This is a genomic window from Flavobacterium sp. (genome assembly GCF_017744675.1).
Taxonomy (GTDB): domain Bacteria; phylum Bacteroidota; class Bacteroidia; order Flavobacteriales; family Flavobacteriaceae; genus Flavobacterium.
The window spans coordinates 192648-216772 of record NZ_JAGIAV010000003.1 but is presented as its reverse complement, the minus strand read 5'-3'; the positions used below and the strand labels follow the sequence as shown (position 1 = coordinate 216772).

25 protein-coding genes and 1 pseudogene are annotated in these 24125 nt (G+C 38.1%); 20 read left to right on the top strand and 6 right to left on the bottom strand.

What is annotated here, in order from left to right:
* The first annotated feature begins 9 nt into the window (after nt 1-9).
* Together J7574_RS09730 and J7574_RS09725 are read left to right on the top strand one after the other, a co-directional pair.
* Entirely contained in the window at nt 10-1386 is a 1377-nt protein-coding gene (locus J7574_RS09730; protein WP_290967481.1) for a RagB/SusD family nutrient uptake outer membrane protein, read from the top strand.
* Nucleotides 1387-1388: 2 nt separating this feature from the next.
* On the top strand, nt 1389-3950 hold the full coding sequence (locus J7574_RS09725; RefSeq protein WP_290967479.1) for a prolyl oligopeptidase family serine peptidase: 2562 nt from the start codon (nt 1389-1391) through the stop codon (nt 3948-3950).
* Nucleotides 3951-4004: 54 nt separating this feature from the next.
* On the opposite strand, the gene J7574_RS09720 is transcribed toward J7574_RS09725, so the two are convergent.
* Both J7574_RS09720 and J7574_RS09715 read right to left on the bottom strand, forming a co-directional pair.
* The gene (locus J7574_RS09720) at nt 4005-4262 is read right to left on the bottom strand and encodes a hypothetical protein (protein ID WP_290967478.1); all 258 of its coding nucleotides are present in this window, start codon (nt 4260-4262) and stop codon (nt 4005-4007) included.
* Between the two features lie 81 nt (nt 4263-4343).
* Entirely contained in the window at nt 4344-5831 is a 1488-nt protein-coding gene (locus tag J7574_RS09715; RefSeq protein ID WP_290967477.1) for a MauE/DoxX family redox-associated membrane protein, read from the bottom strand.
* Nucleotides 5832-6884: 1053 nt separating this feature from the next.
* On the opposite strand from J7574_RS09715, the gene J7574_RS09710 reads away from it, so the two are divergent.
* The 3 genes from J7574_RS09710 to mobB are packed head-to-tail and all read left to right on the top strand — an operon-like array spanning nt 6885 to nt 9134.
* Nucleotides 6885-7355 carry a hypothetical protein gene (locus tag J7574_RS09710; protein ID WP_290967475.1) on the top strand — a complete coding sequence of 157 codons (471 nt, stop codon included), beginning with the start codon at nt 6885-6887 and terminating at the stop codon, nt 7353-7355.
* Between the two features lie 22 nt (nt 7356-7377).
* Nucleotides 7378-7815: a conjugal transfer protein MobA gene (gene mobA, locus J7574_RS09705; protein ID WP_290967474.1), complete on the top strand. Its 438-nt coding sequence runs from the start codon at nt 7378-7380 to the stop codon at nt 7813-7815.
* Nucleotides 7816-7844: 29 nt separating this feature from the next.
* Entirely contained in the window at nt 7845-9134 is a 1290-nt protein-coding gene (gene mobB, locus J7574_RS09700) for a conjugal transfer protein MobB (protein ID WP_290967473.1), read from the top strand.
* 92 nt (nt 9135-9226) lie between these two features.
* Here mobB and J7574_RS09695 read toward each other — a convergent pair whose 3' ends face one another.
* Nucleotides 9227-9598 (bottom strand): helix-turn-helix transcriptional regulator, encoded by a 372-nt coding sequence (locus J7574_RS09695; RefSeq protein ID WP_290967471.1) that lies wholly within the window; start codon nt 9596-9598, stop codon nt 9227-9229.
* Between the two features lie 467 nt (nt 9599-10065).
* Here J7574_RS09695 and J7574_RS09690 point away from each other — a divergent pair, with 467 nt between their 5' ends.
* The 8 genes and pseudogenes from J7574_RS09690 (at nt 10066) to J7574_RS09655 (ending at nt 16567) form a co-directional block, all read left to right on the top strand.
* On the top strand, nt 10066-10629 hold the full coding sequence (locus J7574_RS09690; RefSeq protein WP_290967469.1) for a hypothetical protein: 564 nt from the start codon (nt 10066-10068) through the stop codon (nt 10627-10629).
* Nucleotides 10630-10633: 4 nt separating this feature from the next.
* Nucleotides 10634-12304 (top strand): hypothetical protein, encoded by a 1671-nt coding sequence (locus tag J7574_RS09685; protein WP_290967467.1) that lies wholly within the window; start codon nt 10634-10636, stop codon nt 12302-12304.
* Between the two features lie 158 nt (nt 12305-12462).
* Nucleotides 12463-13380 carry a tyrosine-type recombinase/integrase gene (locus tag J7574_RS09680; protein ID WP_290967465.1) on the top strand — a complete coding sequence of 306 codons (918 nt, stop codon included), beginning with the start codon at nt 12463-12465 and terminating at the stop codon, nt 13378-13380.
* Nucleotides 13381-13391: 11 nt separating this feature from the next.
* A complete protein-coding gene (locus tag J7574_RS09675; RefSeq protein ID WP_290967464.1) occupies nt 13392-14261 on the top strand; it encodes a tyrosine-type recombinase/integrase in 870 nt (289 codons plus the stop codon).
* Between the two features lie 119 nt (nt 14262-14380).
* On the top strand, nt 14381-14638 hold the full coding sequence (locus J7574_RS09670) for a type II toxin-antitoxin system Phd/YefM family antitoxin (RefSeq protein WP_290967462.1): 258 nt from the start codon (nt 14381-14383) through the stop codon (nt 14636-14638).
* Between the two features lie 10 nt (nt 14639-14648).
* Entirely contained in the window at nt 14649-14924 is a 276-nt protein-coding gene (locus tag J7574_RS09665; RefSeq protein WP_290967460.1) for a Txe/YoeB family addiction module toxin, read from the top strand.
* A 297-nt stretch (nt 14925-15221) separates the two neighbouring features.
* Nucleotides 15222-16019 (top strand): annotated as a pseudogene (locus J7574_RS09660) (RHS repeat-associated core domain-containing protein); the annotation flags it as partial.
* Nucleotides 16016-16567, top strand: coding sequence for a hypothetical protein (locus tag J7574_RS09655; protein ID WP_290967458.1), 552 nt, complete (start codon nt 16016-16018; stop codon nt 16565-16567). The pseudogene J7574_RS09660 and the gene J7574_RS09655, both read left to right, overlap by 4 nt.
* A gap of 56 nt (nt 16568-16623) precedes the next feature.
* On the opposite strand, the gene J7574_RS09650 is transcribed toward J7574_RS09655, so the two are convergent.
* Both J7574_RS09650 and mobC read right to left on the bottom strand, forming a co-directional pair.
* Nucleotides 16624-17868, bottom strand: coding sequence for a relaxase/mobilization nuclease domain-containing protein (locus tag J7574_RS09650; RefSeq protein WP_290967456.1), 1245 nt, complete (start codon nt 17866-17868; stop codon nt 16624-16626).
* Nucleotides 17856-18212, bottom strand: coding sequence for a plasmid mobilization relaxosome protein MobC (mobC, locus tag J7574_RS09645; RefSeq protein ID WP_290967454.1), 357 nt, complete (start codon nt 18210-18212; stop codon nt 17856-17858). The genes J7574_RS09650 and mobC overlap by 13 nt, the downstream gene beginning before the upstream one ends.
* A 651-nt stretch (nt 18213-18863) precedes the next feature.
* On the opposite strand from mobC, the gene J7574_RS09640 reads away from it, so the two are divergent.
* From J7574_RS09640 to J7574_RS09625, 4 genes are all read left to right on the top strand, one after another.
* On the top strand, nt 18864-19301 hold the full coding sequence (locus J7574_RS09640; RefSeq protein WP_290967453.1) for a hypothetical protein: 438 nt from the start codon (nt 18864-18866) through the stop codon (nt 19299-19301).
* Nucleotides 19302-19368: 67 nt separating this feature from the next.
* Complete coding sequence (locus J7574_RS09635; protein WP_290967451.1) at nt 19369-19959, top strand: hypothetical protein; 591 nt, start codon at nt 19369-19371, stop codon at nt 19957-19959.
* 115 nt (nt 19960-20074) lie between these two features.
* Complete coding sequence (locus tag J7574_RS09630; protein WP_290967450.1) at nt 20075-20860, top strand: hypothetical protein; 786 nt, start codon at nt 20075-20077, stop codon at nt 20858-20860.
* Nucleotides 20861-21059: 199 nt separating this feature from the next.
* On the top strand, nt 21060-21815 hold the full coding sequence (locus J7574_RS09625; protein ID WP_290967449.1) for a hypothetical protein: 756 nt from the start codon (nt 21060-21062) through the stop codon (nt 21813-21815).
* A gap of 147 nt (nt 21816-21962) precedes the next feature.
* Here the strand turns inward: J7574_RS09625 and J7574_RS09620 are convergent, their stop codons facing one another.
* Nucleotides 21963-22370 carry a helix-turn-helix transcriptional regulator gene (locus J7574_RS09620; protein ID WP_290967447.1) on the bottom strand — a complete coding sequence of 136 codons (408 nt, stop codon included), beginning with the start codon at nt 22368-22370 and terminating at the stop codon, nt 21963-21965.
* 173 nt (nt 22371-22543) lie between these two features.
* Here J7574_RS09620 and J7574_RS09615 point away from each other — a divergent pair, with 173 nt between their 5' ends.
* The 3 genes from J7574_RS09615 to J7574_RS09605 all read left to right on the top strand — a co-directional run bounded on the left by J7574_RS09615 (nt 22544) and on the right by J7574_RS09605 (nt 24111).
* Entirely contained in the window at nt 22544-23401 is an 858-nt protein-coding gene (locus J7574_RS09615) for a hypothetical protein (protein ID WP_290967446.1), read from the top strand.
* A 13-nt stretch (nt 23402-23414) separates the two neighbouring features.
* Complete coding sequence (locus J7574_RS09610; protein WP_290967445.1) at nt 23415-23639, top strand: hypothetical protein; 225 nt, start codon at nt 23415-23417, stop codon at nt 23637-23639.
* Nucleotides 23640-23781: 142 nt separating this feature from the next.
* Nucleotides 23782-24111 carry a hypothetical protein gene (locus J7574_RS09605; protein ID WP_290967444.1) on the top strand — a complete coding sequence of 110 codons (330 nt, stop codon included), beginning with the start codon at nt 23782-23784 and terminating at the stop codon, nt 24109-24111.
* Nucleotides 24112-24125 lie beyond the last annotated feature (14 nt).

Here is a 24125-nt window from a genome sequence, read left to right as displayed (position 1 = left end):
CTATATACAATGAAAACATATAATTCTTTAAAAATAGTATTGATTCTAACGCTGGCGAGTTGCTTTGGGGCCTGCGAGAGTTTCACAGAGGTAGATTTACCGCAAACACAGCTTACGGGCGAAACGGTTTTTAATGATGTTTCAACAGTTACGGCAGCATTGTCAGATATCTATGCCCGGATGCGGGAGAGTGGCCTTATATCTGGAAACGGTCAGGGACTATCTGCTTTAATGGCTTCCTATTCAGACGAGCTGGTTGCTTATAGCAGCAGTTCCGCCGCTGCACCGTATTATAACCATACTGTCAGTGCAATGAACTCATCCGTTGCAAATTTCTGGAACACGGGCTATGGTCAGATATACGCAGCAAATGCACTGATTAAAGGGTTGGAAAACTCTGAATCAATAGAGGCTGCCGACAAGGAAAAACTCAAAGGTGAGGCGTTGTTTATTCGTGCGCTGCTGCATTTTCACCTAATGAATGTTTTCGGTAAAATCCCATACATAACCACAACAGATTACCACGTTAATGCAGTGGTTCATAGACAATCCATACCTGAAGTATATCAAGCAATAATTGCTGATTTATCACTGGCGAAAACAATGCTGCCCGATGCATACGCTGTTTCTTTTAGAGTAAGGCCAAACAAAGCAGCTGCTTCGGCATTGCTTGCCCGCGTATACCTGTACAATGAAAATTGGGCATCAGCCGATGCCGAATCCAGCACAGTAATCGGTAATCCACTATATGCAATAGTACAGGATCCGGCTGCTGTCTTTTTAAAAGAAAGCAGTGAAACGATATGGTCGCTTCACGCAGGACTCTCGGGAACTACTACCATTGATGCACGAACGTTTGTATTTACTGCAACACCACCGCCTTTTTTCGCCCTTGATAATACATTTGTAAACGCATTCAGCACAGGAGATTTGCGCCGTACAAACTGGATAGGAAGCGCCACAAACGGAACCAATACTTGGTATTACCCCTTCAAATACAAACAAATAATAAACACCGGTACGTCCAAGGAATTTACGATAATGCTTCGATTGTCCGAACAATATTTGATCCGGGCTGAGGCGCGCGCGCACCTTGGTGATTTGGACGGTGCACATGCAGATCTGAATGTAATCCGTCACAGGGCTGGACTTTCTGACAATATCTCCTCAAGCCCTGAAAATATGCTAGAAGCAATTATGGGAGAAAGACGATTGGAACTTTTTACCGAACAGGGACACCGCTGGTTTGACCTAATACGAACAAATAAAGCAGCAACGGTCATTGGAGCAATCAAACCCTCGTGGCAGGCTACCCATGTCCTGTTTCCGCTACCGGAGGCAGAAATCATTTCAAACAGTAACTTATACCAAAACCCCGGATACTAAAGATGATGAGTAAAAATAGCCATATAATCATAACCATGCTGTTCTGGATTGGCACGATTTGCAGCCAGGTTCAAAAGAAAAAAATGCAATGGACTGACGCAGACAAATGGAATACATTGACAAACGAGCAGCTTTCTCCTGATGCCAAATGGATAAGCTACATTCTGGATTATGATACCGGTATTGACACGCTCTTTATACAAAATGTAAAGACTGGTAAAAAGATTGCATACCCTGATTGCATCGATGCCACTTTTAGCGGGGATAGTAAACATGTTAAGCTTTTCGCATCTGGAAGGAATCTGCTTTTGCGCAACCTCAATACAGGCACTGCCAAATCATTCAATGATATTGTCAAGGCAGAATTTTTCAACAAAGGAAAATTCTTGGTCGCATTGGAAGCCAATGATGAAAAAAAGGGATTGCGGATCGTCAACCTTAATAACGATAGTGAGCATTTTTACCCAGGAATACTGTCTTTTAGCATTCATGAGGCAACCGGTATTGTAGGCATTACTTCCAATAGCATATTGCTGCTGCAGCCGCAGCATGGCGGAAAATTTACGCCAATAGCCATTGCAAAAGACTCTGAATTTAGTGATGTCGTTTGGTCTGCAAATGGGAATACGCTTGCCTTTATGGAGAAAAGCAAAGGCGCTTACAATATTGGCTATTGCCAAAACGTCCAGACCGCTGCTGCCTTACAAATGCTAGATAGTAAAACATTTCAAGAATTAAAGGATCGGTGCATTGATAGGCCTCTTGGCTCTACAGCTTTAGATATAAGCGCTGACGGCAATAGAATTATTTTTCATTGCGTAAAGGAGAAACCTGTTGCTGCTGCTATAATACCCGAGGTGTGGGATTCGGAAACTGTCTGGGAATATCCACGTGAAAAAATCTACGGAAACTACGAATATGCACCGATGGTAACGGTATGGATTCCAAAGCAGGACAAGATTGTACAGGCTGCAACGCAAGGACGTCCTGTTGGAATTTTCACAGCGGATTACAGATATTTTGTGGCCTATCATCTGCAGGACTATGAGCCCCAATACGATGTTTATGGCTATGCTGATTTTTATATTACAAATATAGAAACGGGCGCCACAACATTGCTGGCTAAAAAACAAAACCGCAAGCTATTGACCATGGGGGCATCTCCTGATGGGCGATTCATTAGCTACTTTGATCTCAAAAATTGGTGGGTATATGATACCAGAACAATGAAGCATTCGTGTCTGACCGATACCATGGGCACACCGTTAACAGATGTTGAAAATGACCGCCCATCGCCATCGCAACCCTATGGAACTCCTGATTGGACTTCCGATGGCAAGGCCATTATTTATGACCGCTATGATATCTGGCTGATGTCCCCCGATGGCAAAAACAGGCAGCGAATCACCGATGGCTTTAAACATGGCATTACCTACCGGCTATCGGCTGCCAACAAACAGGAGTCAAAGGTTAACAGCTTCAATTTTGTAAGTGCATGCTACAACACTGACAATGGATTGGTTCTGGAATCCCAAGGGGACGATAAAGCAACGGGGTATTTTTATTGGAACAAAAGGGAGCTGCAAAAGCTGTTTTACACAGCTGCAAAAAATTCCCGCTTAAAAAAGGCACATACTAAGAACGCCTATATCTTCATCAGCGAAACTGCTGTAAGCGCTCCAAAGTTAATGTTTCTTGCAAATGGCAGATCCGAGGTTCTGCTACGAAGCAATGCGCATGAAGACAATTTCGAAAAAGCAACAGTCAGGCTCATTTCATACACGGATGCTCGCGGGAATAATTTGCAGGGGAAGTTATACTATCCAACTAATTTTAGCATCGGAAAAACATACCCGATGATTGTCTCGATATATGAAAGGCAATCCTACTTATTTCATAGCTACTCTAAACCCACTCAATATGACAGTATTGGGTTCAGTCCATTAAATTATGCTTCTGAAGGGTATTTGGTGCTGTACCCGGACATCACCTATCAAATTGGCGAGCCAGGCAGATCGGCAGTTGATTGTGTGGAGAGTGCAGTAAAAGCTGTTATAAAACTCGGTATTGCTGATACAAGCCGTATAGGTTTAATTGGGCATTCCTATGGCGGTTATGAAGCCTCTTTTATAATAACGCAGTCAAAAATGTTTGCTGCGGCTGTTGCCGGTGCCGGTGTTACTGACATGGTTAGCGGTGTCTTGGAAATTCGAGCCAAACAGGCGCAAAATCAAAGGTATGAAAGCGGGCAGCATAGGATAGGTAAATCGCTTTATGAGAATTATGGCGGTTATATTGAAAATTCTCCAATTGCCCAAGCGATAGGTATTACGACGCCACTGTTAACATGGCACGGAAAACAGGATGGTTCAGTTAAATGGGAACAAAGTTTGGAGATGCATTTGGCACTTCGAAGGCTGGGCAAAAAACATACAATGCTTATTTATCCGGGAGAAGGCCATGCTTTGGCGGCACCCGAAGCCTGTAAAGACCTTTCCGACAGGATTCACAATTGGTTTGATTACTACCTGAAAGGTATTGGGAACGATATTTTAGGAAATTAATAACAATGCCGGGACAAATGTTCCGGCATTGAATTTTAAAGCATGCACAAACCACTATGGTTTTTTGTGCAATGGTTGCGCACAGCCGCTGCCGTCCCATTCATAAAGCGTCGTAACGCCGCTTTTACACAATGGGCCGATTTGATCCGTTGTACACTCGATATTGGTGTCAGCACAGCTAACTGGCATTCTACCAAAAACGATTGCTAACGAAGCATCTTTTGCGGGTGCCTGGTTAAAAGCGAAGGCACCGAATGCTGCGATTAGAATGGCTGCAATTTGCAGCCCCGGTTTGAAAAATCTATTTTTCATGGTTTCTAATATTAAGTTACGGTTTACTCTGTTACAGGTTTTCAACCTTACCCTGCTGCTGATCAGTAGTTCTTTATACTGTTAATAGTGAATTTTATACACAACTATATCTTCCCCAAAAAAGGCAACGAGACGGCTACTGTTGATCCTGAACTGTCTTACCTTTTTATCTCCTTTATTATAGATGTAAAAACTGGAAATATATGTGCCTTTGTCAATATCATACACATCGATAACAGACGCTTTTTGCCACATGGAGCTGCGCTCAAACTTTCCCATTAGGCCTGCATTTATATAAAGGTATTTGCCATCGGTTGCTGCATCTTTATTTACAATAAGAGGCGGGCCCGCTAACTGGCTCTGCTTTTCCTTGGAATGAAAGGCAACCTTAATTTTTGCGATCGTATTGGTGTCTATTGTTTTTCCGCGGTACTTCAAGTTGAGATCTTTATCGGCAACGACGTATTGGTTCCGGTAGTAGTAAGAATAGATCAGTTCTTGTTTTTGGGCATTATAGAGTAGCATTCCATCGGTATCAAATACCCCATCAATCTGCTTCTGCAGTAATTTGTCAGACAATCGCAGGTTTGAACCCGGGTGGGCAGATACAGTACCCAAAACATTTTCTTTTGAGTTGGAATCAATACCCCTAAAAGCTACTGTTGCAGAATCAATAGGCTCAAAATTCGTGAAGAATGCTTTTTTATTAGGCCATAACTGAGCTTGCCAGTTTGATGTCCTGCCGCTAAAAAGACAGGGAACCGAACCATCAAAAACATAGAAATATGGAGGACGAACGGCAACTTTAATGGATCTAAAATTTAATAGGGTGTCCGAAAGCGAAATCATATAGCGCTCCTGTTTGCGCAAAAGGGTATCGAGAATTGTTACCGTAAGTGGTGCCGTGATATTGCCAAGATAGATTTCACCATTATCAAATCCAGCCAGATAGTAACTGTTGACATCCAATTTTTTTTCAAAAATTGGGCTGGCCAATCCAGGATAAAAACGGCGGACAAAATTATTTCGGTGATGGATTATGTCTTCTGATAGCATGAAGAGCAGAGTAACAATACCTATGCTGAAAAATATTGTCATAGAAAAGGCACTGGCCAGTGCAGCAGGTTTTGAAATAAAGTGTGCCTTGGGCACACCCCGGCGCAGTATCAGGATACCTGCTGCGGCCAGCATTATGAAAACACAATTAAAAATAAGATGTTCCCCCCATCCCATTTTCTGCAGAATTCCTCCACAGGAACAAGGAACAAAAGGGCTGTAATTTAAAATAATGAAAATATATGCGGTAAACATAACCATCAGGCACAACGCTCCAAAAAGCCCCATAATTTTCCACCTTTTTGAAACAATAAGCAATACAATAAATAATTCAAGTATAGGTACCATCCATGCAATATATCCGGCAAACGCACTTAATAAAGGTGACTGTCCCAATTGAATACGGAAGTTCTCAAAATCAAGCAGCTTGCTTATAGCTGCATAAACAAAAAGCAGGATATAAAGCAGGCAGATTATGTCGGCTATGATATTTTTAGATATTGATGTTTTCATGCCATTGCTTTTAATGTTTATAATATTTTATTATCTGACTTAAGGCATATCAAAATAGCCTGATAGATGTTTTTTTTATAATATCCACTTTATAAGTATTTTATAAATCTAAATTAAAATAAACCGAACAAAGGATTGATGTAAAAAACGATCCAAAATTTGTAAAAAACGATCCATTTTACATCACTTAAAAATAGTTATGCAATCAATAAAAACGACTTTGGAGTTTTTTTCAGCCCCCTGCAAGGGCAAGTTGTTTTGAGATGCGGAAAGTATTTCAAGCATCTCAGAACACAACTTGCTATTTTCTCTCGAAAATAATTTTACAGATGGATTTAAACTGAAAGGGCTCGAAGCCCTTTTTTTATTGTGCCTAATTTCAAGTTTTATACCGCTTCTTAAAATCAGCCTTTGGGGCTGTGGCGAGCCGTAATAGCATTAAAAATCCGGACAGTCTTCATTTGAGATTTTTTTCTGCTTTTATTTCCTGAGTTGTTATGTTGGGATATGCAAGCTGGCTTATGAGAATATGCCTGTAAAGGCCTGCATATCTACATACCTATACAATCCTGCAAGTAAATGCAGATGCAGGGATGTACCTATGCAAGCACGCTTTTATGCTTTTGCAGATATATGCTTTTACGCACCTGCATCAGTACCTGCCTTTGTGTTTATAGAAGCACATATATCTTCATATCGGGCAGTATATGAATATATATAAAAACCTCAAATATATTTTCCAAAAGAAAACAGAAAAACGGAAAAAAGAAAAAGAAAGCAGTTTTTTCAGGGCGGGATGCAGACAGGCCAAAAGGAAACGGAATAAGTCCCGCAGGGTGGCTTGTGAGGATACGAGCAAGGCATTATGCCGTAGTCTTTTGGACAGGCTGATCCATCACGTCCTACCTTGGTTTTCTTTTTATTCTTTCTTTGGGCAGAATATAAAACCCATCCCTTCTCAAACTGGACAGCTACAGCCATTCACTGCCTTAAAGTGCCAAAATCAATAACATTAAAACCCTTATGATTATCTTTTCCCTTAAAATCAAGATCATGGAAAAAGACAAGCATAAAGATAGGGATCTGAAAAAAAAGAAAAAGCCATTTGCACCGCCAAGACCTGAAGAGGAAAAAAAGAAGAAAATTAAAAAGAGGGATACGACAAACGCCCCCTTTATGCAGGCAGACAAGGGCGGGGACATTTTATCCAATTTCTTTTCCAATTTTATCAGACAGCTTAAGAATCGAACAAAAACAGGGCTTGGCAGGCTTTTAAAAAAACTGCTGGCAGTAAAAATCAATGGCAAGACAAAGAAGCCTGAACATAAGCCTGAGAAGTATCCGGATATAATGGGGCCGGTTAAAACGGTCTTCCAATTTATAAATAATCCTGCAAGGGACAATCTAACCCCAAGCGAAAAAGAATCACTGAGACAGCGAACCAATCTGCCCTTGAGGATTAAAGAGGATCAGGACAAGGAACAGGATATAAATAGGCCAGGGAAAAACCGCTTAAGGCTGTGAATAAATTAATGCACCACTGATCATGGAAAAGAGCAGCAGAACCAGCCCTAATAAGGGAGGCAGGCATCCTAAAAATGACCCTGCCGTCCACCGCTATTCCATCAGCCTGAATGCACATGAGAATGCCCGGTTCCTCTCCCTGTTTGAAGAGTCAGGAATGAATGCAAAGGCGCACTTTATTACGGCCTGCATCTTTCAGAAGGGCATCAAAACGATCAAGGTTGACAAGACGGCAATGGAATATTATGTGCGCCTGACTGCCTTATTCGGGCAGTTCAGGGCTGTGGGTGTAAATTACAATCAGGCAGTAAAAATGCTGAATACTAATTTTTCAGAAAAGAAAGCCCTGGCATATCTGTACAAGCTGGAAAAGCTGACTATAGAACTGGCCGTTTTAGGGAATAAGATTGTGGAGCTGACCCAAGAATTTGAAACAAACTATCTTAAAAAAGATCATTAAAGGCTAAAATAGTATAAAAAAGATTAAGCATGGTGGCTAAAATCTCAAGAGGAAGCAGTTTATACGGCGCAATGGCCTATAACTTTCAAAAGGTCGAGAAACAGAATGCGCAGGTTCTCTTCACCCAGAAGATTATCGAATCGCCTGACGGGAGCTATTCCATGGAAAAGCTGTTACGCTCTTTTGAACTGAATCTGCTGGCCAACCGAAAAACTGAAAAACCGATACTTCATATCTCGCTCAATCCCGATCCTAAAGACAAGGTAAGCGATGCCGATTTTGAGAATATGGCTCAGGAGTATATGAAGCAGATGGGGTATGCAGGCCAGCCCTTTGCGGTATTCAAGCATACTGATATTGACCGCCCCCATATCCACATCGTCTCTGTATGCGTGGACGAGGACGGCAGGAAGATATCAGACAAGTTCGAGAAAAGGCGTTCGATGGCTGTCTGCCGGACACTTGAAAAAGAATACAGCCTGAGTCCAGCTATTGATAAAAAGCACGACCCGAGGATTCCTGCATTAAAACCCATAGATTACAAAGAGGGCGATATAAAAAGCCAGATGGCTTCGGTTATCCCGCATATTCCAAAACATTACCAGTTCCAGACTTTCGGGGCATACAATGCCCTCCTCTCCCTTTTCAATATTACAGCCGAAGAAATCAGGGGCGAATATAACGGGATTACCAAACAGGGACTGGTCTATTTTGCCCTGAATGACAAGGGGGAAAAAGCAAGCAATCCCTTCAAGGCTTCGCTTTTTGGCAAAGGTGCCGGATTAGTGCAACTGCAGTCCCGCTATATGCAGAACAAAAAAAAACTAAAAGCCAGCCCCGCAAAGGAAGCTATTAAAAGCATGATCGAATCCGCAATGCAGACTGCTTCTAACGAATCGGAGTTTAAGAAAAAGCTGTTGGAACAGGGCATCAATGCCGTGGTGCGCCGAAATGAGGCGGGGCGCATTTACGGGATGACTTTTATAGACCTTAATTCTAAAATAGTATGGAACGGTTCTGAGCTGGCTAAAAACCTTTCGGCCAATGCATTTAATGGCTGGTGGAATAATGCCAGTAAGGCAGACCTGCCACAGAAAGAAAACACTGCTTCACAGAAAATTATTACTGCAGAAAATCAGATCAACGAGCCAAACAGCCCGACTGTCTTTTCAGGGAAGGAAGATATACCCGAAAACGGTCAGGACAGCAATATTTTTGAGGCTTTCGGAAGTTTACTGCCTCAATCGCAGGGAGAAGATTATGAAGAAGAGGCATTTGCCAACCGAATAAAACGAAAGAATAAACGTAGAAGATTGTAATTTAAAGATTAGACTTCAACAAAAAAATAGACTGCTTAAAAAGCAGCCTATTTTTGGTACAAAAGTGATATTTTCGATCTTTTTAAATTTACCTATCTTTTCCTTTCTGCTTCCAACAAACGCTCATAAAGTTTTCTGTTTTCTTCGTATGCTTCGACCAATTTATCTAAAGGATTAAATGTGCAATGATGTCCAGTATATATTGGACCTTTGTTATCAGTAAAACTATTAAAATAATTAATAACACCTTCTTCAGAAAAATTCTTTATAGCTTCCGTACTAACACCCAGAGCTTTTGCCACTTCAATTAGTTTTTCTTCTTCAATTGTCTCACTGTTCTCCATAATTGATATTGCCTGTTGGGTTGTTCCAAGAGCCTGTGCCAACGCATCCTGTTTCATATCGCGAAGTTCACGGATACGGCTGATTTTGCGTCCTATATGATTTGATTTTGCTGTTGTCATGCTCATAAATTCAAAGGTAATAGTTAGTTATGATAGTCCCTGCAATGTAAAAAACAAGAATTTCAATGTATCGTATATAAAAAATGGATATGGTACATTTTTATGTTTCTTTTACTTGCCGGCCATTACAAAAATACAATTTTTCATTTATGTTCCATCGTAAATCTTTAAATTATCCCATCAGATCACCTCCTAAGTTTTTGCTTAATTACCCGAGCCACTTTGTGCTGGCTCATTAAAACGATACCTATCTGAAATATTGCCGGGCTGTAGCCAGCGCTGAAAAACAAATTGTCTTGATCAGGACATCAGAAGACAAATAGTGCCGACAGTGCCTGCAATGCAGAAACTTCAAAAATGCATTTTTAAATTTACGGGAAGACTTTGATTCTTTCTTTGAAATAATGCAATACTGCTCATGGCTTCGGCCGTCATACCTCCAAAATAATAGAAATCATTAAAATAGTATGGAAAGTTTAGAATCACTTTTCCGGTCTTTTGAAACGGGCATCCGAAGTGCCAAGGCTCTAAAGCCCAAGGAATACCTCAAGAGTATCGGGCTGGAATATTCTGATCTTCGGATCGGTTTTAATTCAGGACAGTTCCACCATCGCCGGGAACAGCAGGTAAAAGACCAGTTCGAAAGATTGGGCATGCTTGCCAAAAGCGATGCACCCGTGCGGGAAGAAGGAATGACAGCCTATACCGTCTTTGGACGCTACGGGCTTATCTTCCCCCTGTTGGATAAGGACAGCACCATCGTTAATTTTTTTGCCCTGCGTTTTGATCTGGACGAGCAGAAAGAGCAGTACCTGAACAGCGAGGGAATCTATCCCGCCTATCCGCATCCGTTGACCAAGAAATTGTATTTGGCACCGACGGTCATTGACTGTGCCAGTCTGATACAAAGCAGGATACTGGATCAGAGGGAAGCGGTTATTGCCCTGCACGATGGGGAACTGCTGGAACAGCATTTGGAAATTATCAAATCATTATATGAATTGGAAGAAATAATAATCTTTAAGCGGTGAGAAAATGGAAAAGATCAGGTTACAAATGCAGGAGATCAGACCCGACGTTCCACTATCGATAGTGGAGCTTCCCGAAGGGCACAGCCTTAACGAGATGTGGGTCAATTATGGAAGCGAAGGAATATCGAATCTTTTAAAAAATGCCAAAACAGAAAAGACAGGCGAAGGGCTTCAGATTGTCAACGGCTACAAAATCAGCTATAAAGGCATCGCAGGAGTATTTTTCGTTGTAGGCAACCTGCCTATGGATTTGGGCAACCTCAGGGTATCCCTTCAGATTGTGGCACATAATACACAAAAGAAACACAGGCTGAAAGTCGACCTTTTCGATTTTGGAAGCGTGCAGAGTCAGTGCGGTGAACTCTCCGAAAAGCAGGGGTTTGATTTTCAGGAACTCGAAACAGACTTTTTACAGCTGACCGACCTTCTTGAAGAACATCGGGAAGCACTCTTTGATGCGGAAATAAACCCTGTTACGGATCGCTATTCGGAAAAGGAACTTACCCCGCAGGCACATGAGAAAGCGGTCGAATTTCTTTCAAAACCGCAATTGCTTGAAAACATAAACAAACTTTTGGAGCAGAACGGAATTGTCGGGGAAGAACAGAACAGGATGGTTCTCTTCGTGCTTGCCTCGAGCTATAAAATGCCTTACCTGATGCACGCCATCGTGCAGGGATCAAGCGGGGAAGGAAAAAGCCACCTGATTAACGGGATCGCCCAGTGCATGCCTCAGGAAGATGTGATGAACATGACCCGCATTACCAGCAAATCCTTATACCATTACAGGGACAGGGAACTGATCAACAAGCTGATCGTGATTCAGGATTTTGACGGACTGGACGAGGAAGCTCAGTATGCCTTTCGTGAAATGCAGTCGGCTAAATTCCTGACAAGCTCCACAGTAACCAAAGATATTTTCGGAAACAACAGGGGAAGGATCAAACAGGTACAGGCACATTTTGCCAGTATGACAACCACAACCAAAGCCGAGGTATATTATGACAACATGAGCCGTTCAGTAATCTTGGGAGTGGATGAAAGCCAGGCGCAGACCATGCGGATCATAGCCATCCAAAACAAAAAACTAGCGGGAAAAGGAAATAATGAAAATGAATTGCAGGCAACCCAGCTTCTCAGAAATGCAATGCGGGTACTGAAATCCTACGAGGTGATTAATCCATTTGCAGATAAACTTATACTTCCCTTGGAAGCCAAGATGCTCAGAAGATTAAACAGCCAGTTCCAAAACTTTGTCTCGCAGATTACAATCCTGCACCAGTACCAGAGAAAAACGGACAGCAAAGGCAGGCTGATAGCGACCAGAGAAGATGTGAAATCCGCCGTTGATATTTTCTTCAGTTCCATTATCATCAAGGTGGATGAACTCGATAAAAGCACAAGACAGTTTTTTGAGAATCTTAAAGGGTATGTAAAGAGCCAGAAGAATGGCACGACACACCGTTTTACCAATAGGGAAATCAGGCAAAAACTCAATGTCAGCAAGACATCTTCATTCAGGTATATCCAGTTTTTGCAGGAACTCGAATACATTCAGGCCATTGAAGGCTCGGTAAACAGGGGTTTCAAATATGTGATAAGCCACTGGGACAATATGGAAAAACTCAAAAGCAGGATCAGGAAAGAACTGAATAGCCAATTGGAGCAACTTTAAGACCGCTATAAAAGAAATAACCAAAATGGAACACCCCGGAACGCCAGCGGAACACCAGAGCCCTTTTATTTACTGAGCATACGATACTGGCGTTCCGTGTTCCACGGAGTGCGCAAGCGAAAGGTTTTAATTATAACAATTAAAGAACACTACAAAAGATGAAAAACAGGATACAGAATAAAGAATTCCGCAGGCTCTTGGAAGCCTTTGAGGGTTTTATAAAAGTCAGGAATTACAAGACAGGCAACAGCAGGATGTACCAGAATACCTTAATAGAATTCTTAGTATGGTTAGAAGAATCAGGAATTAATAACATCAAAGAGCTGACCACGAAAGAATCAATCAGGTACTTTGAGTACCTGATTGCAAGACCAAAGGTCAGAGGTGAAGGCACATTGTCACAGAAAAGCATCAAATTTCATCTTTTCGTACAGGGGCTTTTCCTTTTGAACCTGATGGAAAACAAGGAAATCGAGAACGGATATTACATTCCCTCTTATGATGGAGGCAGTGAGAAATCAAGAAACACGCTCAGTGTTGAGGAAATAAAAAGCCTATACAAAAATGCAGAGAACGAACTCGAACGTGCCCTGCTCTCTGTGGCTTACGGATGCGGGCTCAGGCGTTCTGAAATCAGTGCGCTGGATTTAAAGGATGTAAAGCTGGCCACGGGAATGGTTGTGGTCAGAAGCGGAAAAAACAGCAAAAGGCGCGAAGTTCCCATGAGCGATACGGTTATGGGCTATTTGAAAAAATACATTCAGGAAGAGCGAAGCCAGAGGCTTGCAGGAAAGAAACAGACAGAAGAAGCCTTTTTTATCAATTCCAAAGGCAGGCGGAGCACTGGGGAAAACCTGAATGACATCCTTAAAAAAATGATAGAGCAGACCAAAGATTTCCGGCTAATCCAAAAGGACATTACCCTGCACTGCCTCAGGCACAGCATTGCAAACCATCTGGCCGAGAACAATGCAGGGATTGATTTTATAAGAAGGTTCCTTGGGCACTCCGATATCAATACCACCTATATCTACGCCCTTAAGAACAAGAAACGAAAACCAATAGTAAACTTTTAAGCAAGCGAGTTATGCCAAAACAGACATTAGAGGAGTTCCTGCTCCAAAATTACAGCCCGCAGACCGTGTCAAGCTACCTGTTTGCGATCAATCACTTTTTAAAATTGAATCCGAAAGCCAAGCGGTACAAATACGGGAATATCGTCAGGTATATGGACGAGATAAGCGCAAGGCAGTCCAACAGCAAATATCGTGTTGTCATCTTATCGGCAATCAAAAAATATTATGATTATCTGGTTATGAGCGGTTACAGGAATGACCATCCCTGCAAACGCCTGAATATAAAAGTAAACAGCAATCAGGCGATACAGGTGCAGGATCTCTTCAGTAGTCAGGAACTGCAGCTGCTTCTGGAAAGGGAGAACCGGTACAAGCATTTAGATGTGAGAAATAATGTTTTATTATCACTGCTGATCTATCAGGGGCTCACAAGCGATGAACTTATAAGGCTTGCCGTAAAGGATATTGATCTGGACAATGGAACAGTTTATATCAAGGCTTCCGCTAATCTTAATAAGCGGACAATGAATCTGGTTCCAAAACAGATGATCGTTTTTTTCCATTATCTGCAGGAAACCCGACAGCAGATGCTTCGGTGCAAAACGGATAAACTGATTATCACCAAACTTGGAAGGCCAATCACCGTAGGAGGCATTCACGGGATGATTGAACCTTTAAAAGGATTATTCCCAGATCGGAAGCTCAATGCACAGACTATCCGAATGAGCGTGATCTGCAACTGGCTCAATGAGGGAAATATTTCTTTGGAAAGGGTTCAGGAGCTTGCCGGACACAAATGGCCAGGCACTACCGAGAAATATATCAAAGTGAACAGCTCGCATCAGAGGGAAATTATAAATCGATATTTTCCGAGTTTATGATGCCTAGAGAATTTATAAAGAATGGTCAACTGTTAAAGTTTATTAATGGAATATTATATGCGATTAATATTTAGTACATTTGAACGTACAAAATAACGTACGATATTAGAAAAAGCATTATGAAGGCAGTTACTATTTCAACACTTAGAAAAAACATAAAAGGATACTTTGATGAGGTATCAGATTCATCAGAAATTATTATCGTTCCAAGAAACGATGAGGATGACGCAGTAGTGATAATCTCAATTAAAGAATATAATTCAATGGTTGAAACCCAGCATTTATTGTCTACTAAAGCAAACAGAACCAGACTGGCCAAATCAATTCAGCAAGTCGAAAAAGGCGAATTGAAGACTTTCGATTTAGACGAACTATAAACTGCTTAAAATGGATTTTAGTTTTACGACAGAAGGCTGGGAAGATTTTGAATATTGGATGGATACCGATCCTGATATAGCTGTCAAGATTAGGGCACTGCTTAAATCTATCCGACAAGATCCATTCAAAGGAATCGGAAAACCCGAACCATTGAAATATGATTTAAAAGGCTATTGGTCAAGGAGAATTACAAGTGAGGATAGATTGGTCTATAAAGTGTCAGGTACTAAAGGTGTCGACCAGAAATGCACTATTATCCAGTGCAGGTTTCATTATGACGATTAATAATTTTAGAGATGGAAGAACACAGAACAGAAACACTGACCTTATTGTTATGAAGGACGGAAAAAATAGTTAGAATTAAACCAACTTCCTTACAGGTTACTAAATTTTAACTGCCTAAAGCTCTCAGAAATGAGGGCTTTTTTATTGCCATAAATAAAAAAATTATTAGGAAAATCACTAAACTAAATCTACTTTCGTATTATAGAAAAAAATGTAACCGGACGTTCTTTGTATAGAAATTTTTTTGCAAGGGGGTATCTTGTATAAAAAAAGTTTGCAGAACCCTATAAGTATAAATACAACGGCAAGGAGCTGCAAGACGAGCTGGGGCTTAACTTCTACGACTATGGAGCAAGAAATTATGATCCAGCTTTAGGACGCTGGATGAATATGGATCCTAAAGCGGAAAAATATGTTAATTTGAGTCCTTACAATTATGTTGCTAATAATCCAATGATACATATTGATCCAGATGGAAAAGATATTATATTTGTTGTAACAAAAGGAGATCAAACTAGAAATTTTAAATATAGTAAAGGGAATTTTTACGATGTCCAAACTGGAAAAAGGTATAATCCTGGGAAAGAAAGTGTAAGTTCTGGAATGTATAAAGTTCTGTCTTCATATAGAAAAATTGAAAGTTCTAATGATAAAACATTAAAGAATGTTCTTCATAAACTAGAATCGAGTCCTAGAACACATTTAGTAACAGAGTGGGGAGGTGTAAATAAGACTACTAATAATCCTAAGGATGTATATGATCCATCAAATCCAAATGCACCTTCTGGGTCTTTAACATTGTTAAATTTTTCGGATGAAGAAAAGGACAGGCTGGAAGAACCAGGGACAAGTAGGGATACTGATTTAGATATTGTTGTTCATGAAATGGCCCATGCCTATGATAAAGATCAAGGCAACACTGGAGATGATGAGAGTCCAAATAGTGCAAAAGACCCTTCTGAAATTAGAGCAACATTTTTTGAAAATCTTGCACGTAAAATGGAAAAGAATGCCACTAAAAGAATAAAATATGGCGGTGATTTAATAGAGAAAGCAAAACTAGATAACCCTCCTAATAATAAATTTAATCGATGAAAAGAATAGTTTTTATTTTAATATTTTGGTGCTTTATTTCATGTGAAAAGAGAAGTACAATAATAGATGATGATGTTCTTGATAAGTTATCTAAAGCAAAGTATGAAATGCCTTCAATTTATGGTCAAGAAAGTTTGTTTGTTTCAGTTAAAAATTTCGAAATTATTAAAACGAATGCTGATTTTTTGAATTATTTATATGAGTTAAAGTTTAAAAAAGCATATAAATCTTTTAAAGAATTTCTAGACGCAGTTCTAAATCATAAGATAGAGATTGATAAGAATGATTTTAAAAATGTTTATTATGAAGTTTTTATTTTGAGCGATAAAATAACAAAAGAGTATGAGAAAGGGTTTAATATTTTCTATACGAAATATACCGAAGAATTAAATTTAAAGAATAAAAAAATTGTTTTAAAAAAGACAAAATTAAATAAAGATGAATTTTTAACAATTCAGTATTATTTTTATTTAAATGGTTATCAAATACAAGAGGATGATTATAATGGATTTTATTATGTAGTCGATAGGGAGACATTATTTAAGTAGGTAAGGCTAAAAAAAATGAGACAAAGTTAAGGGTGCAAATAAGCACCCTTAATTATTTAAATACCTTTATAAAATCTCTTTTTCTTTTTTCTTTTAAATTGTTTTGAAACATAATCATTTACTTTTTCACCACGAAGTAGTATGTCTGCCAGATTTTCTTTTACATACACTTTTAATTCAATATTTTGAAAATTTTCAAAGACAGTTGAAAGACTACTTTGATATTTTCTCTCAATTGCAAGAATGTTCATCGCACAGCTTTCCTGAATTCCTTTTGCACTGAATTCTTTTCCCAGACTGCTTCCGTTGAAAACGGATCTAGTTTTATGGTCAACGTAGGTTATTCCGTAAAGTTGCCCTTCCCTGCTTTTTCTTAGTGTCATTTGAATGTGTTCTTTTTCCAATATCTTGGATAATTTTTCGGGAGAAATTATGTCCTCGTGAAAGAAAGCTAGTTTGATGGCATTTTTTACATATTTTTTGCAGGGTTCTTTTTCAGCTTCATTAGACTTAAACTTCTCTTCCAGAAATTTTAAGGTAGGTCTGCTGTAGAATTCGCTGGCTTTTATCGGCACTCCTATTGGTTTTGAATTCTGGTCAAGTATCTTATAAAGCAGTCCGTTGTTTTTAAAAACTCTCGATTCCTCAGTTCCTCTGTCAGCATGGACATTGTAGAGATTTAGAACGGCATTGAGTTCAGTCAGACTCGAATACTTGTAATCAAACAACACCTTGTTTAAAACTGAATTAATCGCCTTTCGGGACTCTGCTTTTCCGTATTGGACTCTGCCGACATCAATCGGATTTAACGAAAATTGTTCTTTCTGTTTTCTTCCTTGAGCTTTTACAAGCCCGAAGATTTCCTCAATTTCTTTTCGGGCAGGTTCTGATTTTCTGATCCCCAGTAAATGCAGATCTATTCTTTTTCCGTCTCTCTGAATGTTATTTGTCACGATATGGCAGTGCGGATGACCCGCATCATAATGCTGATATACAAGGTAAGGCTGTCTGCCGAATCCGAGTTTTTCCATATAGGTGTCTGCAATTTCAGCCAGTTTTTCTTTCGAATGATTCTCCGTGGGATCAAAGTTGAGCGAGATATGCACTGTGTTTCGCTTCGCATTGGTATTGAGTTCTGCCAGTTTTAGAAAGCGGTTTAATTTTGAAGTGAAACTCAGTTTTTCCAGTTCCAGCGGATAATTCACAGCACTTATGCATTCCGCTTTTCCAATTTTAACTTTATTTTCGTTGTAATTCAGAATGCCTCTTATGGACGAGCTTGTTTTTATCACTGCAACCATTTTTCTGCTATTTTCTGGGTGTGGCCTGAGACTTCTTCCATTTTATCAAAAAGCCTTTCTCTTTGGATCTCGAACAGATAAAGATGCCCTTTGAATTCGGGAACTGTTTTGAGCGTGTTTATCTTTCTGGCTATCTGATTGATATTATTGCCAATTGCCCGCAATTCGGAAGTAAGTACAGCGGTCTCTTCCATCAGTTCGTCTAAAGACTGGTTTCTGTAGGTGGCTACAATTGGTTTGTTGAATAAGTGGCTTCTGATGTGGTCACTTAATTTTCGGCAGGTGCTTGCTCTGAATCTTTTTTCCAGTTCAGCATACTCCAAAGGAGTGAATCGCAGTCCCACGATTCGTGTTCTGTTTGAATTTTCTCTTTTCATCATCTTTCATTTTCATTATTATCAAACTCTTGTCTTTTAAGTTTCTCCACCGCCGAGTTCCGAGGCAATGGGTGGCAAGATAGGCGGTTGTTAAACAACCGTTCATCTTGCTGATGTCAGGAACGTGGACATCTTTGGAGATTTTTTAAAAGCAGGCTTCTAATTTAAGAAAAATATCTATATGTATCATGCGCAAAATATGTGCATGATGGCTGTAGACTGTTACAATGGATAAATGCTTAAAAAAAGAAAAAGGAAAAAAAGAAAGCAGTTTGAAATTGGACATTCAGACAGTTGAAGTGCTATAAGTCCCGAAGGGCATTTTTTGAGGAACGAAGAAAAATGTTATGCGCACTTCTCTGTCTGTGTCCAATACCTTGCTTTGCTTTTTTTTTTGTTTCACCTAAAGTGATAATTTGTACAATAGCGTTTTCAAATTTTAGAAATAATTTCAATTTATGGCAAAGCGTAGCGGCTCTTTGTTTTTTTTGTTTATTATTGTAATCTAATACTGTTTTTATTGAGAATGTTTACCTGTGAAATGGAGAACACCCCACAAAATAGTTGTTATTTAAAATTTGAAGTTAAGTGCCTCTTAAACAAAACAAATCGGATTACATGAAATATATCATTTTAATTTTATTTGCATTCTCATTAAATGCTTGTTCGCAGAATAAAACAAATTCTAAAGAAATGAGAGATGAAAAGGAACGAGCTGTACCCTTTCATGAATTTGACATATCGTTAATAAGGTTAATTTCAACTCCAGAAAAATATGACGGAAAACAAATTCAAGTTATTGGATATTTGAATTTAGAGTTTGAAGGGAACGTAATTTATTTGCATAAAGAAGATTATTCAAAAGGAATATCTAATAATGGTTTTTGGGTGAGTTTTTCAAAAGAAACTGCTGAAAAGAAAAATTTAAAAGATTACAATAACAAGTATGTAATAATTGTGGGAACTTTTGACATGGATGCCAGGGGACATATGGGAATGTTCGGAGGAACAATTAAAAACATTACGAGGCTGGATTTATGGAATTTTGACAATTAAATCGTATGGCAATAATTTTAGTAAGATATCTGGAAGTTAAAAGTAAAACTAATTTAGTAACCTGACTATGAAAGTAATAACTGCTTTTTTATTATTTTTTGCATTTTTAAGTTGTCAAAAATCATATGAAAAAGAAGAATTAAAAGCAATTGAAGAGATTGCAAATGATTATCTTAAAAAAAATCATTTAGATAAATATTATCTGAACCCGACAGATTTTTTTGGTAACCCCGCACCTAAAGCAAACATTGATACTCTTGATTTTAAATTGTATTTATCAGATGCTTTAATGCCAATAGACCAAGTCAGGGAAGATAACAAATGGATGTTTAAAAATAACAATTTTAAGAAATCTGATTCAATTATTTTTTATGGTATTATGCATTCAAAAAAATTTAAAGAACTTGAATATCGTGAATATGATAAATCAAGAATAAGATTAATAAAGCCATACAAACAATTTGACGAAGAAATTAAACCAGAAGATGACTATTCGAAAATTCTTTTTTCAAGGGTTTGTTTTGATGAGAGAATGGAAAATGGAATTGTTGTAATAGATTATTTAATTGGAAATGAAAATGGTTATACCAGCGGTTATAACATGGCATTACTTATAAAAAAGAAGAATAATAAATGGAGATATGTTAGTACAAGATAAAATAATTTGGAGATTTAAGCAATTTGCTTGATGGAAAAGGTTTTTCCTTTTGGGGTATGGAAAAATGGGAAAAAGATTTAATATAAATTCAGTCCGATCAAAGGACTTTTACATTATGAGAAATATTATATTTACATTAATATTAATAAACTTATTTTCTAGTTGTTCATCGAAAGAAGATTCAGAATTGGGAGGTTTTGTCTTTTATTCATATCCTTCATTTTATAGTGGATTTAAGATTGAACTGAATAACAACACTAAAAAAGTAACGGTATTAATTCCCTACGAATATTCCCTCGCAGATTCAATTTCTCCAAAAACATGGAAATTTATCGATTCTACTAATTTAGCCAGCATAAAAAAGCTCCTGCCAAAAGATAATAAATTTGAAACTAAGCCGACGGAATTAGAATTCGAAAAGCTAAAAGATGAATTACAGAAACTATCAAAAATAAAATCACACAAAATACCGCCTGAAGATGGTATTACCATTTATTTAGAAACAAAATCGACTAAAAACAAAATCTCAAAAAGTATATTTTATTCTCCAAATAAACTTTCAGAATCAGGAAAGATAATTTCAAATGTCTATAGCATTACATCAAGTATATACAAGGAAAATACTAAAGTTGAAGATGCAATTGAAAACTCCCAAAGATATTTTAATTCTCCAATCTTTGTATTAAAATCAGCCAATCCTTTATATGTTAAATTTCTCGATGATAATTGTGATGAACTCGAAAATGAAATTGCTAAACTGCCATTTTCAAAGACAATTTTCGTTGACTTAACCAATTTTCATAAAGATAAAGACAAATGTTTAGAAAAAATTATTCGAAAAAAATATTCTAAGATTAAATGGATATTAAAAGCGAACGAAAATTATGGTTTTGCAGAATAAATCTTCAAGCACAATACAAAGATAGATGTGAGTAATTGGCTTAATGCTGGATTTATTCTTGGGATGATTTAGCAAATACAAAAAGCACTTAAACTTAAACTTAATCCAAATTCAAATTTGAGCATAAAACTAAAAACTTAGAAGAGGATAAAGTAAAAAAATATATACAATAAAATTTAACCTGTAATTAGAAACTAATATGAATAAAGGCCTTCTACGTATTTTTCTCTTTATTACTACTTTCTTATTAGGCTGTAAAAAAGATTCAAATCTAATAGTAAAAGAAAAACCGGCACTAATATTACAGGCAGGCTATGATGACAATGAATCCGAAGATTTTAAATATTATTCCGATTCCACATACACTTTTTATATTAAAAGAATTGAGTTTAATTATGAAAAAATAGAAAAATTTAATGGTTTTTGCCATCTTAAAAATGATACTTTGTATTTTACTCCTTTTGAGTTTAAACCCACTCAAAGTGAAAAAGCAATTCTTAAAAATAATTTCATAGAATTTATTGGGGAACACTCTTCTTACCGTTTAGAGATAAAGAAAAATAAAACCAGTATAAAGAGTAAGCTCAACTTTAAAAATATAAAGGATTTAGCTGTTTTTACTTATTATCCTGAATCTGAAAAATCCAATTATAAGCAATACGATTTAAATCAATCAGAATTAGAAAAAGCAAATGAAATTTTAGAGAAATGTTTCAAAGAAAATAAACTTAGGCTTAGAAAATCATCTGAATATGTGAAGCAATGTATTGCAGTTAAGAATATAAATAATGAGATTGAAGTTTGGGTAAGTTGCTATTGTAAAAGTTCTTTTACCAAAAATGGATATAAGTTTTATCTAATAGACATGAATGATGGCGGAAACTGTAACATTTCAATTAAAATAAACATTACTAAAGGAACATATTCGGAACTTCAAATTGCGGGATTAGCGTAATGGTAATTTCTGTCAAAGGACACTAGCAGTGGATTTGGTTAGTTAAGTTATCCCTGATCCTATTAGTAAATAGAGAATGTCTAAACAAAAAAGAGACCAAAACAGTCTCTTTTTTTTAGTGAATTAATATATCTCTTTTATAAAAGCTTACTTGGCTTTTAGTAATTTTTCCAAATATTCTACCTTGTCTTTTTCTGCTTGAACCAAACGTTCATATAGTTTAATCTGCTGTTCGTGAGATTGTATTAATTTATCTAATGGATTGAATGTGCATCCATAATGCACCGCGGAAGAATTATCCACATGATATGTGTTGCCAATAATATTCAAAACGGCTTCCTCTGAAAAGTTTTTAATTGCTTCCACACTTACTCCTAAGGCTTTTGCCACTTCTTTCAATTTTTCATCATCTATTTCTTCACTATTTTCTAATATCGAAACAGTCTGCTGGTTTGTACCCATAGCCTGTGCGAGTGCTTCCTGTTTCATGTCTTTCAGTTCACGGATACGGCTGATCTTGCGCCCCATGTGGTTTGGTTTTGTTAGTGTACTCATAGCTCAAAGATAATAATTAAGAATAAAAAAGCGGGATTCATGTATGATACAAAAAATCTCATGTACGGTACGGTAAAATTTGATGCCGTACGGTACAAGCATTTGCTTACTTGCCTGTGTGTTAAACAAAAATACAATTTTTCAGACAAGTATTAACTAAAATGAGTAAAATTATGAAAGCAATTCAAAACACCGCATCCGATTTAATCTATCGAGTTATTTCACAGAACATCGACCCAATTGGCATTTACTGTTTTGCAGAGAAGAAAAGCAGTTATACTTTTAATGAGCCTTTCCAGAAACCCGCTCAGAAAGAAAAGCATGTCCATCTTTATCTGCTTGTTATAACCGAAGAGTTCGAGGATAATATCGGCAATGACCTGACCGACAAGATAAAGAGCAGATCAAGAGGCCAGATAACGGTAACGATTCTCATGCACCGCCTGAGAAACATCGTCAAATTATACGGAGACCAGCAGTATTTCTTCTGGAACATTTTTAAAAATGCACAGAGGATTCATATAGATGCATACAGATCGCCTATAATCTGGGCTAAGAATCCAGAAAAGAGATATGTGAAAAGCACTTCAGCATACGCAGGAGACAGAAGAAATGTCAGTGAATCGATCTGGGATCTTATCTATAATAACGACCAGTATTTCTCTTATGAAGCCAGAATGTGTTCTCTTCATCAGATAGTGGAACAGACCTGTCTTTCCCTTATCAGGGTATTTCTGGGATATACCCCTAATCACTTCTCACTGGGCTACTTATTTGAGCTGTGCGAATACTTCACAAGCCTGACTTCGGAATATTTTCCCCGAAACAGCAGTGATGAAAAAAACATGTTCAAGATTTTGAAAAAGAATCCAAACACGCTTCGCTTCAGCAGAAACAACAGTTATGGTTACGATTACTATGGAATAATGGAAGGCAGATGCCGTGATTTTATGAAAGAAGCGCAAGCCATGATCCAGAAGGAATTGGAGAGGCTTGAGGGAATCCATCAGCAGGAAGTTTTATCAGCATAAAGAAAATGAAGTTATGGAAACCGATAAAATCAAAAAACTGGAAGACATCAGGGCGTTAAGCGGAAAACTGCTTAATGCCCTGAAAAAAGCAGAGGATAAAAGGGGCATGTATAATGCAGAGATCAGGGTTTATGGCTATTGCGAACTTGGTTCTGTTGTCAGAAACCTGATGAAGCTGTGCATTATCGCTTTAGACCACGACAGCGCAGAAGTTCCGCCTACAATCGAAAACCAATAAATTGATGTGGGGCTTATACTGGGAATTGCTCTTCAGCTGTTTCCAGTTGACGAATTTGAATTTTTAAATGAGATTACTGATCTGTTTTCAGAAAATAATGAAGAAACAGAATAGCACAGATTAAGATTTAATATTTAAAATTATGGAAACTGACAAAATAAAAACACTGGATGAATTTAAAGATTTTGCATCTTATCATTTTAAGCTTCTGAAACCTGTAAAGGACAAAAGAGGCGAGTCAATACGAGAGATAAGATTTTACGGCTACACGGATATGACGTGTCTTGGAGTGAATCTCATTAGAATGTGCCTGAATATAATTTATTCGGACGAGCTTGATAACAGGGAAATATACATAGGCTCTGTTCTGGAGCTTGCCCTTCAGCTGATTCCAAGGGCTGAAATAGAAGTTCTAGATGAAATATATAAAATGGTGAATGAGAAGCAGGAAAACGAGCAGTCTTCCCAATGATGCTAATACCGCTT

Bases quoted from the DNA above. Each gene is read 5' to 3' on its own strand.
- J7574_RS09730 (WP_290967481.1), top strand. From the start codon at position 10: ATGAAAACATATAATTCTTTAAAAATAGTATTGATTCTAACGCTGGCG.
- J7574_RS09725 (WP_290967479.1), top strand. From the start codon at position 1,389: ATGATGAGTAAAAATAGCCATATAATCATAACCATGCTGTTCTGGATT.
- J7574_RS09720 (WP_290967478.1), bottom strand. From the start codon at position 4,262: ATGAAAAATAGATTTTTCAAACCGGGGCTGCAAATTGCAGCCATTCTA.
- J7574_RS09715 (WP_290967477.1), bottom strand. From the start codon at position 5,831: ATGAAAACATCAATATCTAAAAATATCATAGCCGACATAATCTGCCTG.
- J7574_RS09710 (WP_290967475.1), top strand. From the start codon at position 6,885: ATGGAAAAAGACAAGCATAAAGATAGGGATCTGAAAAAAAAGAAAAAG.
- mobA (WP_290967474.1), top strand. From the start codon at position 7,378: ATGGAAAAGAGCAGCAGAACCAGCCCTAATAAGGGAGGCAGGCATCCT.
- mobB (WP_290967473.1), top strand. From the start codon at position 7,845: ATGGTGGCTAAAATCTCAAGAGGAAGCAGTTTATACGGCGCAATGGCC.
- J7574_RS09695 (WP_290967471.1), bottom strand. From the start codon at position 9,598: ATGACAACAGCAAAATCAAATCATATAGGACGCAAAATCAGCCGTATC.
- J7574_RS09690 (WP_290967469.1), top strand. From the start codon at position 10,066: ATGGAAAGTTTAGAATCACTTTTCCGGTCTTTTGAAACGGGCATCCGA.
- J7574_RS09685 (WP_290967467.1), top strand. From the start codon at position 10,634: ATGGAAAAGATCAGGTTACAAATGCAGGAGATCAGACCCGACGTTCCA.
- J7574_RS09680 (WP_290967465.1), top strand. From the start codon at position 12,463: ATGAAAAACAGGATACAGAATAAAGAATTCCGCAGGCTCTTGGAAGCC.
- J7574_RS09675 (WP_290967464.1), top strand. From the start codon at position 13,392: ATGCCAAAACAGACATTAGAGGAGTTCCTGCTCCAAAATTACAGCCCG.
- J7574_RS09670 (WP_290967462.1), top strand. From the start codon at position 14,381: ATGAAGGCAGTTACTATTTCAACACTTAGAAAAAACATAAAAGGATAC.
- J7574_RS09665 (WP_290967460.1), top strand. From the start codon at position 14,649: ATGGATTTTAGTTTTACGACAGAAGGCTGGGAAGATTTTGAATATTGG.
- J7574_RS09655 (WP_290967458.1), top strand. From the start codon at position 16,016: ATGAAAAGAATAGTTTTTATTTTAATATTTTGGTGCTTTATTTCATGT.
- J7574_RS09650 (WP_290967456.1), bottom strand. From the start codon at position 17,868: ATGGTTGCAGTGATAAAAACAAGCTCGTCCATAAGAGGCATTCTGAAT.
- J7574_RS09640 (WP_290967453.1), top strand. From the start codon at position 18,864: ATGAAATATATCATTTTAATTTTATTTGCATTCTCATTAAATGCTTGT.
- J7574_RS09635 (WP_290967451.1), top strand. From the start codon at position 19,369: ATGAAAGTAATAACTGCTTTTTTATTATTTTTTGCATTTTTAAGTTGT.
- J7574_RS09630 (WP_290967450.1), top strand. From the start codon at position 20,075: ATGAGAAATATTATATTTACATTAATATTAATAAACTTATTTTCTAGT.
- J7574_RS09625 (WP_290967449.1), top strand. From the start codon at position 21,060: ATGAATAAAGGCCTTCTACGTATTTTTCTCTTTATTACTACTTTCTTA.
- J7574_RS09620 (WP_290967447.1), bottom strand. From the start codon at position 22,370: ATGAGTACACTAACAAAACCAAACCACATGGGGCGCAAGATCAGCCGT.
- J7574_RS09615 (WP_290967446.1), top strand. From the start codon at position 22,544: ATGAAAGCAATTCAAAACACCGCATCCGATTTAATCTATCGAGTTATT.
- J7574_RS09610 (WP_290967445.1), top strand. From the start codon at position 23,415: ATGGAAACCGATAAAATCAAAAAACTGGAAGACATCAGGGCGTTAAGC.
- J7574_RS09605 (WP_290967444.1), top strand. From the start codon at position 23,782: ATGGAAACTGACAAAATAAAAACACTGGATGAATTTAAAGATTTTGCA.